Source organism: Ignavibacteriales bacterium (genome assembly GCA_026390575.1).
Lineage (GTDB): Bacteria > Bacteroidota > Ignavibacteria > UBA10030 > UBA10030 > Fen-1298.
Genome location: JAPLFR010000006.1, coordinates 301,866 through 319,086, shown reverse-complemented (window position 1 = coordinate 319,086; position 17,221 = coordinate 301,866). Strand labels below are relative to the sequence as shown.

At 41.1% G+C, this 17,221-nt stretch carries 10 protein-coding genes; 6 read left to right on the top strand and 4 right to left on the bottom strand.

Annotated features, from left to right (window positions below; genetic code table 11):
• Nucleotides 1-7: 7 nt before the first annotated feature.
• Genes NTX44_04990 through NTX44_04980 form a run of 3 tightly spaced genes read left to right on the top strand, consistent with a single transcriptional unit; the run spans nucleotide 8 to nucleotide 4,095 of the window.
• Nucleotides 8-820, top strand: coding sequence for a phosphocholine cytidylyltransferase family protein (locus NTX44_04990; GenBank protein ID MCX6120952.1), 813 nt, complete (start codon nucleotides 8-10; stop codon nucleotides 818-820).
• A complete protein-coding gene (locus NTX44_04985) occupies nucleotides 804-1,694 on the top strand; it encodes a CDP-alcohol phosphatidyltransferase family protein (GenBank protein MCX6120951.1) in 891 nt (296 codons plus the stop codon). Before NTX44_04990 ends, NTX44_04985 begins: the two co-directional genes overlap by 17 nt.
• Before the next feature lie 22 nt (nucleotides 1,695-1,716).
• A complete protein-coding gene (locus tag NTX44_04980) occupies nucleotides 1,717-4,095 on the top strand; it encodes a beta-propeller fold lactonase family protein (GenBank protein MCX6120950.1) in 2,379 nt (792 codons plus the stop codon).
• 43 nt (nucleotides 4,096-4,138) lie between these two features.
• Here NTX44_04980 and NTX44_04975 read toward each other — a convergent pair whose 3' ends face one another.
• From NTX44_04975 to uvrB, 4 genes are all read right to left on the bottom strand, one after another.
• A complete protein-coding gene (locus NTX44_04975) occupies nucleotides 4,139-5,344 on the bottom strand; it encodes a response regulator (protein ID MCX6120949.1) in 1,206 nt (401 codons plus the stop codon).
• A gap of 296 nt (nucleotides 5,345-5,640) precedes the next feature.
• Nucleotides 5,641-6,348, bottom strand: a complete 708-nt coding sequence (locus tag NTX44_04970; GenBank protein MCX6120948.1) for a double zinc ribbon domain-containing protein — start codon at nucleotides 6,346-6,348, stop codon at nucleotides 5,641-5,643.
• 69 nt (nucleotides 6,349-6,417) lie between these two features.
• A complete protein-coding gene (locus tag NTX44_04965) occupies nucleotides 6,418-6,813 on the bottom strand; it encodes a four helix bundle protein (GenBank protein MCX6120947.1) in 396 nt (131 codons plus the stop codon).
• Between the two features lie 64 nt (nucleotides 6,814-6,877).
• On the bottom strand, nucleotides 6,878-8,890 hold the full coding sequence (uvrB, locus tag NTX44_04960; GenBank protein ID MCX6120946.1) for an excinuclease ABC subunit UvrB: 2,013 nt from the start codon (nucleotides 8,888-8,890) through the stop codon (nucleotides 6,878-6,880).
• A gap of 613 nt (nucleotides 8,891-9,503) precedes the next feature.
• Here uvrB and NTX44_04955 point away from each other — a divergent pair.
• The 3 genes from NTX44_04955 to NTX44_04945 all read left to right on the top strand — a co-directional run bounded on the left by NTX44_04955 (nucleotide 9,504) and on the right by NTX44_04945 (nucleotide 17,013).
• Nucleotides 9,504-12,893, top strand: a complete 3,390-nt coding sequence (locus NTX44_04955; protein MCX6120945.1) for a PAS domain-containing protein — start codon at nucleotides 9,504-9,506, stop codon at nucleotides 12,891-12,893.
• The gene (locus NTX44_04950; GenBank protein ID MCX6120944.1) at nucleotides 12,863-13,747 is read left to right on the top strand and encodes a PAS domain S-box protein; all 885 of its coding nucleotides are present in this window, start codon (nucleotides 12,863-12,865) and stop codon (nucleotides 13,745-13,747) included. The genes NTX44_04955 and NTX44_04950 overlap by 31 nt, the downstream gene beginning before the upstream one ends.
• Nucleotides 13,748-13,941: 194 nt before the next feature.
• Nucleotides 13,942-17,013, top strand: a complete 3,072-nt coding sequence (locus tag NTX44_04945) for a triple tyrosine motif-containing protein (GenBank protein ID MCX6120943.1) — start codon at nucleotides 13,942-13,944, stop codon at nucleotides 17,011-17,013.
• Nucleotides 17,014-17,221 lie beyond the last annotated feature (208 nt).

Here is a 17,221-nt window from a genome sequence, read left to right as displayed (position 1 = left end):
AATTTCATTGACAGAAAATAAATTACCAAATTGCCAAATTGCAACATCGAACACTCCAAAATGTGTGATCCTTGCTGCTGGTGCTTCTACACGTTTGCGCCCGTTGACGGATGCGATGCCCAAATGTCTGCTCAAAGTTCATGGGAAGACACTCCTTGAGCGAACTATCCAAAACATCCTCACTGTCGGTATTAAAGAAATCGCACTAGTTGTAGGTTACCGGTCGACAATGATTCGTGAATTTGTAAAACAACGATTTCCTCAGCAGAGAATCCGCTTGATCCTCAATCCCAACTACGCGAGTACAAACAATGCTTATTCGCTTTTGCTCGCACGTCGATTTCTTGAGGATGAAAACGGGAAAGTGGACTCTACTTTGCTTCTCCTCGATTCAGATATTCTGTTTTCCAGTAAATTATTGCCGCACTTCTTAAGTATCAAAGCAGCAAATAAAATTACGGTACGTGTATTGGGTGAGCATGATGAAGAAGAGATTCAGGTAGGAAGAAATCCGGATGAGAATATTATTTTTATCGGCAAAAGACCTGCTCTCACCAAAACACCTTGCGAGTCAATCGGGATTGAATTGTTTTCTGCAGAAGCTGTTGCAAGGTTATTTTCTGTTTTAGAACGGCACGTACGGCAAGGAGTAGGGAGATCTGAATTTTACGAAACAGCATTTCAAGAAATGATCAACGAAGGTGTCAAACTGAAAGCGGTGGATGTGAGCGCATTTCCATCAATTGAGATTGATACTCCAGAGGATCTCGAATTAGCAGAGCGGCTAAAAGTCGACGAAAAGAATGTATTCCTATCGTAATTCACTCAAATCTGATAAGTCCGACGAACTCATCAACACATATCTGCTGCGTCCGATTGCAGGCATTATCGTCTGGGTGCTCTATGATACTCCGATCACGCCAAATCAAGTTACCATTGTCTCAATCTTATCGGGCATGAGCGCTGCACTATTCTATCTCAAAGGAACGGCAAGCGCTTTCATTGTTGCGGGACTGCTTGTGACATTAAAAGATATTCTGGATTCTGCTGATGGACAACTTGCGCGAGCCAAACATCAACAAAGTCGAACTGGAAGATTCTTAGATTCCATCGGTGATTTTGTCGTGGATGCCGTTGTCTTTGGCTCTATCGGGTGGACATTATGTAAATTGAATGATGATTGGTTGATGGTGTTTTTGGCTTTGCTCGGACTTATTGGAATATCTCTTCGAGTGTCATTTCATGTATTTTATCAGGTGCACTTTCTCCATTTACAGAAACAGTACCTGAATAATCGCATTACAGAAGAGGTACAGGAAAAAGACTTGAATAAAGGTGGATTTGAACTTACACTTCAACAAATCTTTCAGATTATCTACGGTTGGCAAGATAAGTTGGTCGCCCGGATCGATGGATGGAGTGCAAAGGAAGCCTTCCGAAGGATTCCAGCGAATGAACATAGAGAACCTTCGGAAGGGTACAGCATATGGTACTCCGATACCATCGCTCTGCGCATTTCTGGACTGCTTGGTTTCGGTACGGAATTATTTCTGCTGATGGTATTTTCTGTTTTGAATCAATTGGAATTATACCTTTATCTTAATATGTTTCTCATGAATGGAATTCTGATAATTTGTATTATGTACAGGCGGTTTATTTTGTCCACGCGATGCTGTTCTGAGAAAAAACTCTGACGTCGAATCTAAGGAGAATACATTGAAAATTCGTTTTCTCATGATACTCACTTTTATCGTAGTTGCCACTCTTCATTCTCAAATTCCGGGTGAGAAAGACAACCGCATGCTCTTGCCAAATGGATGGTGGCTCTCACCCGCTGGTGAACAGATTCGTTTGGGTGATTTTCCCATGAATGCAGCCCTTTCCGAAGATGAAAAGTATCTTGCGATTTCGCACAGCGGACAATCGAAGGCAGAAATCTGGCTGATGGATTTAAAAACGAAGAAGAATGTGCAGAAGATCGAATTGCCGGACACGTGGTACGGAATAAAGTTTGTAGGCAGAAAGCTCTACGTTTCAGGCGGTTACCAAAACTGCGTATTCACATTCAATGTGAAAAAAGGGAGATTAGCAGCGGCGGACACGATTTGCTTTGCCGAACCGCGCCCTCAGTACGATGGAGCGCTGCAAGGATTGGATGTACAGAAGAATATGCTTGCAGTTGTTTTCCGTAAAGACAGTTCTTTCCGTGTGATGGATCTGAAATCAAAAAAGCAGGAAGTGATGAAGTTGGATGGAATGCCATTTACTTGCGTGTTCCTGAAAGATGGTTCAGTGATGGTTTCAATTTGGGGATCGAAGAAGGTGGAAGTATTCAAGAAGATGAAGCTTCAATATGAAATTCCGACCGGTGATCATCCTAATGAAATAACGCTCTCGAAGGACGGCATGTACGCATATATCGCTTGTTCCAACGATAATACAGTGACCATCATCGATTCTGAAAAGAAGAAAGCCATTGCATCTGTTTCTACAGCAATTCATCCGGATGCACCGGAAGGCTCGACGACGAACTCACTTGCACTGGTTCCAGATCAAAACAGAATACTTGCGGCGAACGCAGACAATAATTCGCTTACCGTCATTGATATAGAAAAAAAGGATACACCGATGCCTCTTGGATTCATTCCTGTTGGTTGGTATCCGACAAAGGTCATGGTGCTGAAGAACAAAACGGTTCTTGTGCTGAACGGCAAAGGCAGCCGTTCGTTCCCAAATCCTGATGGACACTATATAGCCAATCTCATGGAAGGTTCGCTTTCAATCTTCCCGCTGCCGGACGAAATGAAATTGGTAGAGTACTCGACACAGGTTTTCTCGAACACACCGTACAAACATGAACAGTTGCTTAATGTTCCTTTCATAGACGAGAGTGCCATTCCTCACAAAGTTGGTGATCCGTCGCCGATTAAGCATGTCTTTTATATCATCAAAGAAAATCGGACGTACGATCAAGTGCTGGGTGATATGAAAGAAGGCAATGGTGATTCGTCGCTCTGTATCTTTGGCGATAAAGTAACTCCGAATCATCACAAGTTGGCACGCGAGTTCACATTGTTTGATAATTTTTACGTTAATTCGGAAGTCAGCGCAGACGGACATAACTGGTCTATGGCCGGCTATGCAACGGATTATATCGAGAAGACGTGGCCTACCCAGTATGGCAAGCGCGGCGGTGAATATGATTTTGAAGGCGGGCAAGCTGCCGGCACTCCAACATCAGGATATATTTGGACGATTGCTGCGAAACACAAAGTCAGTTACCGGAGTTATGGCGAATTTATTACTGCGGATGAAATCGTTGGGAAGCCTGGTACACCGCGTGAAAAAGAATTGGAAGGACATTTTGCACCGTACTATCGCGGATGGGATTTGGAATATTCAGATGTAGATCGTTTCAAAGAGTGGAATAAAGAGTTTTCAGAGTTCGAGAAGAATGGTAGTTTGCCCCAGCTTTGCATTATGCATTTGCCAAATGATCATACTGCCGGATCAAAAAAAGGCGCCTTATCGCCGCGTGCGTACGTTGCGCAGAATGATTACGGACTTGGTATGATTGTCGATCGAATTTCGAAAAGTAAATTTTGGTTGGAAAGTGCGATTTTTGTTTTAGAGGATGATGCACAGAGTGGTCCTGATCATGTGGACGCTCACCGTTCAATGTGCCTTGTTCTAAGCCCATTCATCAAGAAGCACGATGTGAATCACACTCTTTATACTACTGCTTCAATGCTGCGCACGATGGAATTAATTCTCGGGCTGCCTCCGATGAGCCAGTACGATGCCGCCGCTCCGCCGATGTTCAATGCTTTTACGACTCCGGCAGATACCGCGAGCTACACAGCAGAAAAACCGCGTTGGAATTTGAACGAACGAAATAAAGGCGGTTCCTATGGTGAAGCGTTGATGGATAAATTCAATATGAAAAAAGAAGATAGCATGCCGGACCGCGAGTTCAGCGAAATTATCTGGCGGGTGGTGACAGGTAACCCAATGCCTGCGCCGCGATATTCCATATTCTCGAAAATAATGCTTTCCGACGAACGCTGCGAAGATGCAAAAAGCATAAAGTACTAATTACGTGTGAATGACTTATTTTTTTGCACCTTCACCAAATCGTTTATGCCGCCGCCATCGTAGGCAGAGGAGCAGTTATTATTTTATTGAGTTGTCTAAACCGCTTCAATTTGCCGCGCAGCGTCGAAACCAGCGTTTGTTCGGAAATCGGTTTCATGAGATAATCATCCACGCCAAGTTCTTTACCGGTTCGAACGAGGGCTTCATCTGTAAGCCCGGTTAAGAAAACAAATGGAATGCTTTGAACGCTTTTCAGTTCCTGTACTTTTTCGTAGAACGTAAATCCGCCCATCGTAGAAGTTTCTAAATTGATATCACACAGGATGAGATCGGGGACGAATTTTCGGAGAAGTGCGTACGCCTCATCAGAAGTAGGAAGTGCGGTAACATCAAATCCGCTGTCTTCCAACGATGCTGCAAGCAATTCTAAAAGCCGTGTATCGTCGTCGATGACGAGCACTTTGTCCCGCTGTTTGTGTTGTATGGTATTCATCAACTGTGTCTGAATATGCAGATGTTCCTCGTCGGAGATTTGAAAAGTGTGCTGCAACTCGGTGAGGGATTTCGAGTCAGAAAACGTCTTCGAATTGTCGGAGAGCTGTCGAAGCAATGCATTCCGATAGCATTCATATTTTACATCCTTTTCAATGTGTTCATAATCGGCTTTCGAAATATCGAATACCGTTCGGAGTTCGTTCAATTGTCGTTCTTCGTTTTCTGTCAACGCTCCGTCGGACCATGCATGAATGAGGGCTTGCCGATAGGAATCCAAATCAGCAGATCGATCAAGAATGCGATCTTCCCGTTTTTCTTGTGGCTTTATTACAGGACCGACAAAAAATGGTGAAGGCAGAATAGATGAAGTTGTTACATTAGGAGTCGGTGAAGAAATCGCAATAGTCGGTTCTGGCTTGGGTGGAGTCGGCATCTGCGGAGTCTTAGTTTCTGGTTTGGAAATTTGTCCGATCACAGGCGCAGAGATTGGTTCCTTGACAGTCTGTTTCTCTTCCACATGAACAATTTGATCTTTAAGAATAGAGATGCGTTCTTCTAAGGCAAAAACATAAACATTGCGCGGATCCACTGCCTTTGCTTTCGAAATCTCTAGTTGTGCATGGTCGAGATTACCCTGTCGAATCAGTTGATCCACACGTTTTAAGATTTCGCTGACCACTTTCTTAGCGTCGTCGCGATGTGTTGGTTCGTGTGGAATCTGTGGTTTTTGCGGGTTTACTGTTTGTCCAAGCATTGTCTCAATCCTTCAGACCGCTCTTTTGTAAGAGATCGTCATTATTAACTTGTTACTTCTCTATTCAAGATCACGTTGTCTATTTCATTTCTCTGGATCTAATATTACAATAACCGTTCCAACTTTAAAACAATCAGTTTGGTAGAGATATGGCATAAAAACGGCTTTATTTGCAAAAAACGCTTGAAAAACCATTGCTAAAAATTTCAACACTAAAGTTGCTGAATTGAAAATTGTAGAAAAGTATATTTTAAATAGGAAAAGGATGATATACGAATGTATAAAAGGAATGCAGACTACTCGGCAAGTGCTGCTGCTGCGGCAATGATTTTTGCTGCGCCCGCTAAATGCATTACTTGCGCGCATGAATTCGTTGTAGCACCGGTCGTGATGACGTCGTCCACCAAAAGACATTTTTGTTCAAACAGGATGTCCGATGAATGTGGACTGAGCTCGAACGCATGTTCCATGTTTTTGCGCCGCTCTTCGATAGTGAGTTTCGTCTGCGTCAGCGTGTGACGTGTCCTGCATACTGCATTCAAAACAATCGGTTTGCCAATGACGGAGGAAATACCGCGCGCAATGAATTCGGACTGGTTATAGCCGCGCTCACGCTGCTTTATGCGGTGAAGCGGTACCGGGATAAGAAGGTCGACCTCAAAATTCCATTCTTCCAACGTTTCTCCGATGCGAATTCCCAAATCTATGCCGATAGACTTATACTCTTTATATTTCAATGCATGCGCAATGTGCTGAAATGATCCTTCCTTCTCAAAAACAAAACATGAAACAAGATCGTTGATATCGCCTCCAGAGCGAAGTTTCGCTCGTGTCTCTTGGTAGAGATGGAGATGTTGTGTCACGAGCGGAATTGCATTCCAGCAGTCCATACAGACTTTCTGACCTCCATCCGGCAAGGGTTTATTGCAAGCGACGCACACCGGCGGGTAGAGGAAGTCGAGAAAAGGAGAAGTAAGGCGATTTGTTAAGTCGCGGATTTTCAATGTTCAATGTATTGATGTTCGATGTTCAAAGAGAAAGTAATTTCTGATTTCTAATTGACGATTGCCGAATCACTTTACACGTTTGCTTTTTGCAGTTATTGCTGAGGCTGCAAATATAGCGACCAATTCTTTTGTCTCCTGTAGCAATTGAAGACATCGATTTTTGTCAACAAGAGATAATTCTAAAAGATAGTCAAGCCATAGCGTAGTCTCGTCAGCCTCTTCTTCAACGATTCCAATTTTATTGATAAAATCTGCCCTTGACCGTGCTTTACACGCAGCACGGTAATTTGCAGCAACAGACGTTGCTGATCGTATGATCTGTTTTACGATGACATCACCCTCTCTCGTTTTAGGTACCGTGGCAACGAGCCGAAGAATATTTAAGGACATTTCCTTTGTGCGTTGTTTCAATTCTTCAGAAGTCATCTTTTCAATTCTCAATTGGAAATTGACATTTGGCATTCTGTTATCAAAACTGTCATTCGTCGCATATAATTGTTTTCTTAGCCACTACTTATAGCCTCAACTAATTCCTGCCTTCCAGCCTCTCAATCTCATTCCGCAGTTCTGCGGCGCGCTCGAACTCTAAATCTTTTGCCGCCCGCTTCATCTCTGCCTTTAATTCTTCCAGCATGTCTTTCTTTTGATCGCTTGTTAGATATTTTGTGACTGACTCGGCAATAACCATTGGTTTTGAACGCTGATATCGCTCGTCTTGTTTCATTTTCACGTCAGCGATAGATGTCGCGGCAAGAATTTCCTCCGTCGTTTTGTAGATGGTTGTCGGTGTAATACCATGCTTGGTATTGTACGCGACCTGTTTTTTACGACGGCGATTTGTCTCGCTCATCATTCGTTCCATTGAGCCGGTCATTTTGTCTGCATAAAGAATGACTTTACCATTCGAGTTGCGTGCGGTACGGCCTGCCGTTTGGATGAGCGAGCGTTCGGAGCGGAGAAAACCTTCCTTGTCTGCATCGATGATGGCGACGAGCGAAACTTCCGGTAAATCAAGACCTTCGCGAAGCAAATTTACGCCCACGAGGACATCGAACTCGCCCAATCGCAAATCGCGCAGTGTCTCCACACGCTCCAGTGCATCCACTTCCGAATGAATGTACCGTACTTTGATATTTATATTCGATAGATACTCGGTCAAATCTTCAGCCATGCGCTTCGTCAGCGTCGTCACGAGCGTACGTTCTTTCTTCGCAGTGCGAGTACGAATCTCCGCAATCAAATCATCAATCTGATGTTTGCTCGCACGTACTTCCACTTCCGGATCAATGAGTCCGGTGGGGCGAATAACCTGCTCCACTACAACACCTTGGCATTTCTGTAATTCGTACGTTCCGGGTGTTGCGCTGACGTAAATAATCTGTTTCTCCATCGCTTCCCATTCATCGAACATGAGCGGTCGATTATCGAGCGCTGATGGAAGGCGGAATCCGTACTCAACGAGTGTCGTCTTGCGCGAGCGGTCGCCGGCATACATGGCGCCGATTTGCGATACGGTAACATGCGACTCGTCGATGATGGTAAGAAAATCCTTTGGAAAGTAATCTAATAAGCATGAGGGGCGGGAGCCTGGCGACCTGCCTGCGAAGTGCCGCGAATAATTTTCGATGCCGGAGCAATATCCAACTTCGCGCAGCATTTCCATATCGAACCGTGTCCGTTGTTCAATTCGCTGCGCCTCGACAAGTTTGCCAAGTAAACGAAGTTCTGCGGTTCGTTCGCGCAATTCATCGTAGATGCCGTTCATTGCACGTTCGATAGTCTCGCGCGAAGTGATAAATTGCTTTGCTGGATAAATCATCTCGCCGTCCGCTTCGCCAAGAACTTGTCCATCAACTTTGTTGATGTAAGAAATCCGTTCGATTTCATCGCCAAAGAATTCGATGCGAATAGCTTCTTCGTTCTCATAGCTTGGGATTACTTCCACGACATCGCCGCGCACGCGGAATGTGCCCCGGGCAAATTCGTAATCATTTCGTGTGTACAACAAGTCGATAAGCCGCTTGAGCAATCCCTGACGGCCGACACGATCGCCTTTTTTAATCATGAGTGTCTGGCTGATCCATTCGTCCGGTGCGCCGATTCCGTAGATGCAGCTGACAGATGCGACGACGATGACATTTGGATCGCCGCTTAACAATGCGCTTGTCGCCCGCAACCGCAAGCGGTCTATTTCATCGTTTACCGATGAATCTTTGGCGATGTACGTATCGGTTGTTGGAACATACGCCTCCGGCTGATAATAATCGTAGTAACTAATAAAGAACTCAACGCGGTTATAAGGAAAATACGTTTTGAATTCTGCGTATAATTGTGCCGCCAACGTCTTATTATGGGACATCACCAACACAGGTTTATTGATGTGCGTGATAACATTGGAGATGGTAAATGTTTTACCGCTGCCGGTGACACCAAGAAGTGTTTGATGACGATCACCGCGTTGTATTCCTTCTACAAGCTGTTTGATTGCTTCCGGCTGATCCCCGGAAGGAGTTAAGTCAGAAATAAGTTGATAAGCCATAAATAGAATTTCTATCTTCCAGTTTTCTATTATTGGTTGAGGAGTATTATTTTTGATAATTTGTTAACTAAAATACATATTTTATTCACTTGTGCAAAGCACTTATTAAAAGATCATTAGACTCGCATTCTGATCCCATCTGTATAATGATCTCCCTTGCTTTGATTTTGATAATGATATAGTGTAACTTTATACAAATAATCTTGGTTTTCCGCATAGACGTCTTTCGATATATGTTTGAGATGTTTTAGACCTAGGAACCGCTCACCGGTAAAAGCGTTGTCAATTCTTCAAAACGTCTTTTTCAATGATTGCAGTATTACAATGCTTTGGAAAAAAGCAGAGGAAAGCTTTGCGTATTTTTCATAAACTGATATTCAGCTTATTATCGGTCATTTCTATTTCCTCTGATATACCCAAACTTTTTACTCAACGGCATTATTCATGATATGTATTATTGCTGACTATTGAAGAAAGTATCAGATCCATTAAAACCGTTTCTTTATGAATTACTGGAAATTAGCATAAAAATTTTTATCCAAAGGTTGTGCAAATCAAATAGTATTTTATCGGTGTTTCGTAAGATATTGGATGCAAAATATAAGGTGAATCAATGAAAAAAATCATTCTCCTATTCATTGTTGTCAGTAGTTTGTCAACCAATTTATTTGCTCAAATGCATGACATCAAATTCAAACGTTTATATGAAGGTCTTTCTCAAAGTTCGGTTAGTTGCATTCTGCAAGACAGAAAGGGTTTTATGTGGTTTGGTACGGTAGGAGGGCTGAACAGATATGACGGCGCTGAATTTATCGTTTATAAAAACGTTAGTAATGATACCACAAGCCTGAGTGCCAATTGGGTACTCGATATCTTAGAAAGCAGTAAGGGCAACTTATGGATTGCCACGGCCGATGGTTTGAACATGTTTGATAGAGATAAAAACAAGTTCGTTCGATATGTTCATAAAAAGGAAGATAAAGGCAGCTTGAGTCACAACGTTGTCAATACAATTTTGGAGGATTCAAGAGGAAACTTGTGGGTCGGCACAGATCAGGGCGGACTCGATATGTTTAATAAAAAAGATAATAACTTTATTCATTACAGGAATGATAATAAGGACAGAAGGAGCCTGAGCAGTAATACAGTTTATTGTCTTTATGAAGATCGTAAGGGGAATCTATGGATTGGCACGAGAGACGGACAATTAAACTTGTTTGATAGAAATACTCGAAGTTTTACACAATTCAAATTTGATAACGGAGGGGCAAGCAACCTGAACCCGGGTCGATTCAGAAAGATAGTAGAAGATAATCAGGGCAAATTCTGGGTTGGTACTCAAGATAATGGGCTTTTTTCAATAGAAAGTTATAGTGCAGGTCATATCAAATATAGACAATATGTGCATGATGCAAATGACGTTAATAGCCTGTTGAATAACCACATCCTGTCAATGCACTTGGACAAAACCGGCTACTTGTGGATAGGAATTGAAAATGGCGGTCTAGAAATATTCAACATTGAGAAGAAAACTTTGAAGCATTACAAAAATGATCCCAATGATGAATCCAGCATTAGCAGTAACTCCATCTGGTCCATTTATCAAGATCCGATTGGAAGAATATGGATTGGAACTTTTGATAAAGGTCTCAATTTGATTGACAGGTACTATGAGAAGTTCATTACTTACCGACGTCAAGCGAATAACAGAAATAGTTTGAGTAATGAAAACGTATCAAAGTTCCTTGAAGATAAACATGGGAATCTTTGGATTGCTACTGATGGAGGAGGTCTCAACTACTTTAATAGAGATAAAAAATCATTTGAACATTTCCGACATAACGAGAATAATAAAAACAGTTTAAGCAGTGATGCAGTATTAGGTCTCTATGAGGACAAAGAGGAAAATCTTTGGGTGGGCACGTGGGCGGGCGGGATTGATGTGTTAAGTAAAGACAGGAAGACATTTAAACACTATAATACAGGTAACGGTAGTCTTTTAAGTAATAATGTTTACACAATGATCAATGATAATAAAGGCAATATTTTAATTGCCACGAATAGCGGACTAAATGTTTATGATCCCAAAAAGAAACGGTTTTTTACCTACATCCATAATGAATCGGATGAAAACAGCCTGAGTTTTAATGCTATCATACAGCTTTATCGAGACAGCAAGGATCAAATTTGGATTGGTACAGAGGGGAGCGGATTGGATTTAATGAAAAAGGATAAATTGGGTAAAGTTTCGTTTGCCCATTATCGAAACGATCCAACAGAACCAAGCACTTTAAGTAATAATATCGTAGAAAGTATTTATGAAGACAGTTATCACAACATATGGATTGGTACGAGTAATGGACTGAATTTGATGAATAGAGAGAGTGGTACGTTTACCATCTTTCGTAAAGAAGATGGTTTACCTGACAACGCAATTCAAGGAATCTTAGAAGATAATCAAGGTACTCTATGGTTGAGTACTCTGAAGGGTCTATCCAGGTTTAATTTCAAGACGAAAACTTTTAGAAATTATGATGTGAGCGACGGACTTCAGGGAAATGAATTCAATGGTAGGGCTGCAATGAAGAGTCGTAATGGTGAAATGTTTTTTGGGGGCAGGCAAGGTTTTAACATTGTTCATTCTGAAAGTATACTCGAGAATCCATTTGTTCCTCCTGTATATCTTACGGATTTCAAAATTTTTAACAAATCTATGAATATAGGAACAGAGGGCTCACCGCTTAAAAAATCCATTGCTGAGACGAAAGAAATTACGCTTTCTTATACACAATCGGTTTTTTCGTTCGATTTTGCGGCTCTCAATTATACACATCCTGAGAAAAATCAATATGCATATATGATGGAAGGATTTGATAAAGAATGGAATTATATTGGCATAAAACGTACAGCAACCTATACAAATTTAGATCCCGGAGAATATGTTTTTCGTGTGAAGGCTTCGAATAACGATGGCATCTGGAATGAGAAAGGTGCATCGTTGAGCATCCGCATTACACCTCCATTTTGGCGAACCTACTGGTTTTATGTTATACTGTTTGCAATAATTGCATGCGTTATCTTCTTGTTCTATCAAAGTCGTATACGGGCAAGAGAGCTTGCGGAACAAAGACGAATGGATGAAGCAATTGCCAAGGAGCGCAACTTATTACGCATGGTAATAGATAACCTGCCTGATGCGATTTATGTAAAAGACACTAATTGTCGCAAAACTATTGCCAATGTCGCCGATGTGAATTATATGGGTCTCCAATCAGAAGCGGAGGCAATAGGCAAAGACGACTTTGATGTTTTCCCTAAGGAGATGGCAGAGGAATTCTATGCTGGTGATCAATCAGTCATTCAGACCGGCAACTCAGTATTCACCAAAGAAGGGTATGTATATGATAAGCAAGGTCAGATACGTTGGTTAGCTACAACGAAACTCCCACTGCGAGACAATGAAGGTAAAATCATTGGACTAGTCGGTATTGGTAGAGATATCACTGAACGAAAGCTTGCAGAAGAAGCACTTCAAAAGGAGAGAAACCTACTGCGGACATTGATTGACAATCTTCCTGATTCGATTTATGTAAAAGACGTCAACTGCCGCAAAACTATTGCCAATCTTACTGAAGTGCATTATATGGGTCTCCAATCAGAAGCGGAGGCAATAGGTAAAGATGACTTCGATATTTACCCGAAGGAGTTAGCGGATGGATTTTATGCTGACGACCAATCGGTCATTCAGACTGGCAAGGCAGTAGTCAACAGAGAAGAGTATGTAATTGATGAGCAAGGCCAGAAACGTTGGCTGGCTACATCTAAACTTCCATTACGGAATGAAAAAGGTCAAACCATTGGTCTGATTGGCATTGGCAGAGATATCACCAAACGCAAGCTTGCAGAAGAAGCACTTCAGAAGGAGAGATACTTACTGCGGACATTGATTGACATGTCGCCGATGTGCATAACATGGGTCTCCAATCAGAAGCGGAGGCAATAGGTAAAGATGACTTCGATATTTACCCGAAGGAGTTAGCGGATGGATTTTATGCTGACGATCAATCGGTCATTCAGACTGGCAAGGCAGTAGTCAATAGAGAGGAGTATATAATTGATAAGCAAGGCCAGAAACGTTGGCTGAACACATCTAAACTTCCATTAAGAGATGCAGAAGGTCAAACCATTGGTCTGGTTGGTGTTGGCAGAGATATCACCGAACGCAAGAAAGCAGATGAAGCGTTGCGTGAAAGCGAAGAACGATTTCGGATCATTGCTGAACAAACGGGTCGATTAGTCTATGACTATCGTTTTGAAACAGGTATTATCAAATGGGCAGGGGCTATACAAGATGTTACTGGATACACACCCAATGAACACCGTAATTCAACGATCTTCGATTGGCGGAATAACATTCATCCAGAAGATCGCGAACGTGCAGTGTCTCTAATTGATGAGGCAAATAAAACTATTGGCCATTATCTGATTGAGTACAGGTATCGCCGCAGGGATGGAGAATATATTCATATTGAGGATCAAGGAGTATCTTTGAAGAATGAATCAGGGAAGGTAGAGCGTGTACTGGGCGCTATCGAAAATATTACAGAACGAAAACGCACCGTATTAGAACGTGAGCGTTTGATTAAAGAGCTGCAAGATGCTGTCGCAGACATTAAAGTCTTGAGCGGACTTGTCCCAATTTGTTCAAATTGTAAAAAGATACGAGACGATAAAGGATATTGGACACAACTCGAAGGGTATATACAAGCGCACTCACAGGCTAAATTTAGTCACGGTGTCTGCCCCGATTGCATGGTAAAGTTGTATCCGAACTACATACCTAAGAAGAAAGAATGAAAGTGTTGCAGGAGGAATAAATAACTCTGAAGTGTTTCACTTCGGAGTTTAATCTTTCGTGTATATTGAATGAGATAGGAAATCAATTCGGAGTAAAGTATTTCGTCGTTCAATGCTTTTACAAAACCCAAAAATATTTTTAAATATTGTCTAAATAGTGTAACTTAAAATGATTATTTAAAAAACGAAAAAACATGAGTCTTAAAATTGTTTTCAATATACTTTTCCTCTTGGAATTCATTTCAACAACTATTACAGCCCAGGGGCTCAAGTTCAAGTACATTACTCCTGAAGATGGATTATCTCAATCTTCAGTAAACTGCATATTACAAGATAAAAATGGTTTCATGTGGTTTGGCACAATGAATGGGCTAAACAAATTTGATGGTTATAATTTTGTGAAATATTATAATAACCCTGCTGATTCAATGAGTATTGCCGGCAATCAAATCGATTGTATATATGAAGATAGTCATGGAGAACTCTGGTTCGGTAGTGACAGGGGCTTAAGTCGATATAATCGAGACCTCGATGTTTTTACTAATTATACACATAATGCTAACGACCCGAACAGTTTGAGTGGACAAAGGGCATATTGTATTTATGAAGATAAAAAAGGACGTTTTTGGATTGGAACAACCGATGCCGGTCTGAATTCATTTAATGGAAAAGATAATAAATTCACCCATTTTATCCATGCAGAAGATAATCCTAACAGCATAAGCAATAACGATATTCGCTCTATCATTGAGGATAATGATGGCAACATATTGATTGCAACTATGGGGGGCGGGCTAAATCTTTTGAACCCGGAAACAAAAACCAGTACCCGGTTTATACACAAAGAAAATGATTCCCGAAGTATTTCTTATAATGAAATCTTTTCGCTTACAAAAGATAAGCATGGTACTATATGGATTGGAACCTTAGGTGGCGGATTGTGCAGGATGAATACATCGAGGTCAGGAAAATACTTCTTCGATACATTCAAACCTGTTACGGATGATGAGCATCGCAATATAATATTAGTTCTTTATGCCGATCAAAAGGATGGTATTTGGATAGGCACCGAGAATGGAGGATTAGATTACTTCAATTCTAAAAATAAAACATTTATCAATTATCGGGTGAATGAAAATATTCCTAATAATTTGAATAATAATTCAGTTCATGCTATTTGTGAAGATAAAACAGGAAACCTCTGGATTGGTACTTATACCGGTGGAGTCAATGTAGTAAAGAAAAACGAAAAAAAGTTTTATACCTATAAAAAAATTCCTGGTAATCCCAATAGCCTTAGTTACAATGCAGTAAGTTGTTTTTATGAAGATAACGATGGTACTCTATGGATTGGTACCGATGGGGGTGGAATCAATATTTGGAATCGAAAAACGGATCGGATTATACATTATAATTCAAAGAATTCAAGTCTGAAAAGCGATGCAATATTATCAATTTGTAAAGACAAGGATAATGATATTTGGGTAGGCGGATGGGATTGTGGCCTTAACTTGTACAATAAAAAGAATAAAACATTTACAACATTCTCAAAGAAAAAAAATGGAATCCCGAACGACAATATATTTGAAATATTAGTCGATCACAAAGGCCGGACATGGGTTGCATTTGGGAACCTTGGTTTTGCCAAATACGATAAGAAATGGAACACTTTTATTACATACTCATCGAATAATAGCAAACTTCCCTCAAATTGGGTGCTCAATATGGCCGAAGATTATGCCGGGAATATTATATTGGGGCATACTTCTGGTTTCAGTATATTCAATCCTGACAAAGAAACTTTTGAGAACTTTTACAATAAAAAAGATGATGAAAATAGTTTGAGTTACGCCCAGATCAATAATATATTGCCGGGACGTGATTCTACACTATGGATAGGGACAGTTAATGGCCTTAATCATTTCAATCCTAAAAATAAAAAGTTTACCCGTTACTACGATAAAAATGGTTTACCGAATAATAATATAACCGGTCTGATTGAAGATGACCATGGTTTCATTTGGGCAAGTACTGCTAAGGGGATTTCTAAATTCGATCCGGAATTGAATTCATTCAGAAATTATACACTAACCGACGGACTTCAGGGCAACAGTTATATTAGAAACAGTTGTTTTAAAACATCCGGAGGCGAAATACTTTTTGGAGGTACAAATGGATTTAATATTTTTCGACCCGACAGTCTATTTGACAATCTCAATTTACCACAGGTAATGATAACCGATTTCACAGTTTTTAATAAACCCGTGAAAGTTGGTGAAGCCGGATCTCCATTAAGTAAGCAAATTTCCCAGTCCAATCAGATTGTATTATCGTATAATCAATCGGTGTTTTCTTTTGAATTTGCAGCTCTGGATTATACCGCTCCAGGTCAAAACCAATATGCATATATGATGGAAGGATTTGATAAAGAGTGGAATTATATTGGCACAAAACGCACAGCAACCTATACCAATTTATATCCCGGAGAATATGTTTTTCGTGTGAAGGCTTCAAATAACGATGGCATCTGGAATGAGAAAGGCACATCGTTGAGCATCCGCATTACACCTCCATTTTGGCGAACCTACTGGTTTTACACTATACTGTTTGCAATAATTGCATATGTTATTTTCTTGTTCTATAGAAGTCGTATACGGGCAAGAGAGCTTGCAGAACAAAGACGGATGGATGAAGCAATAGCCAAGGAGCGCAACTTATTGCGCACACTAATAAACAATCTTCCTGATTCGGTCGCCGATGTGCATAACATGGGTCTCCAATCAGAAGCGGAGGCAATAGGTAAAGATGACTTCGATATTTACCCGAAGGAGTTAGCGGATGGATTTTATGCTGACGATCAATCGGTCATTCAGACTGGCAAGGCAGTAGTCGATAAAGAGGAGTATATAATTGATAAGCAAGGCCAGAAACGTTGGCTGAACACATCTAAACTTCCATTAAGAGATGCAAAAGGTCAAACCATTGGTCTGGTCGGTGTTGGCAGAGATATCACCGAACGCAAGAAAGCAGATGATGAACGCGAACGGTTGATTAAAGAACTGCAAGATGCCATCGCAGATATTAAGGTTTTAAGCGGACTCGTACCGATATGTTCCAATTGCAAAAAGATTCGCGACGATAAAGGATATTGGACGCAGCTCGAAGGATATATTCAGGCGCACTCACAAGCTAAATTTAGTCACGGTGTCTGCCCCGATTGCATGAAGAAGTTGTACCCGAACTTTGTGCCTAAGAAAATTGAATAGAGTATTACAGGCGTAGGAAAAAAAACACCGAAGTGTTTCACTCCGGAGTCTAATCTATTCGGGAATTGAGTTTTTTTTACCTCAATGGTCTTTCTCATCAGCATGATGTTTCACAACGCGTGCCTGCGTGTGGAAGATGACTTCTTCCATAATGCCGGTTGTTCAATCGGAGGTAAGCAGGAAATTTTAAGTGTAGGTTTTTTTTCAA

Excerpts from the sequence above, each read along its gene's own strand:
- NTX44_04945 (MCX6120943.1), top strand. The coding sequence starts at position 13,942 with ATGAGTCTTAAAATTGTTTTCAATATACTTTTCCTCTTGGAATTCATT.
- NTX44_04955 (MCX6120945.1), top strand. The coding sequence starts at position 9,504 with ATGAAAAAAATCATTCTCCTATTCATTGTTGTCAGTAGTTTGTCAACC.
- uvrB (MCX6120946.1), bottom strand. The coding sequence starts at position 8,890 with ATGGCTTATCAACTTATTTCTGACTTAACTCCTTCCGGGGATCAGCCG.
- NTX44_04985 (MCX6120951.1), top strand. The coding sequence starts at position 804 with ATGTATTCCTATCGTAATTCACTCAAATCTGATAAGTCCGACGAACTC.
- NTX44_04950 (MCX6120944.1), top strand. The coding sequence starts at position 12,863 with ATGGGTCTCCAATCAGAAGCGGAGGCAATAGGTAAAGATGACTTCGAT.
- NTX44_04965 (MCX6120947.1), bottom strand. The coding sequence starts at position 6,813 with ATGCCAAATGTCAATTTCCAATTGAGAATTGAAAAGATGACTTCTGAA.
- NTX44_04975 (MCX6120949.1), bottom strand. The coding sequence starts at position 5,344 with ATGCTTGGACAAACAGTAAACCCGCAAAAACCACAGATTCCACACGAA.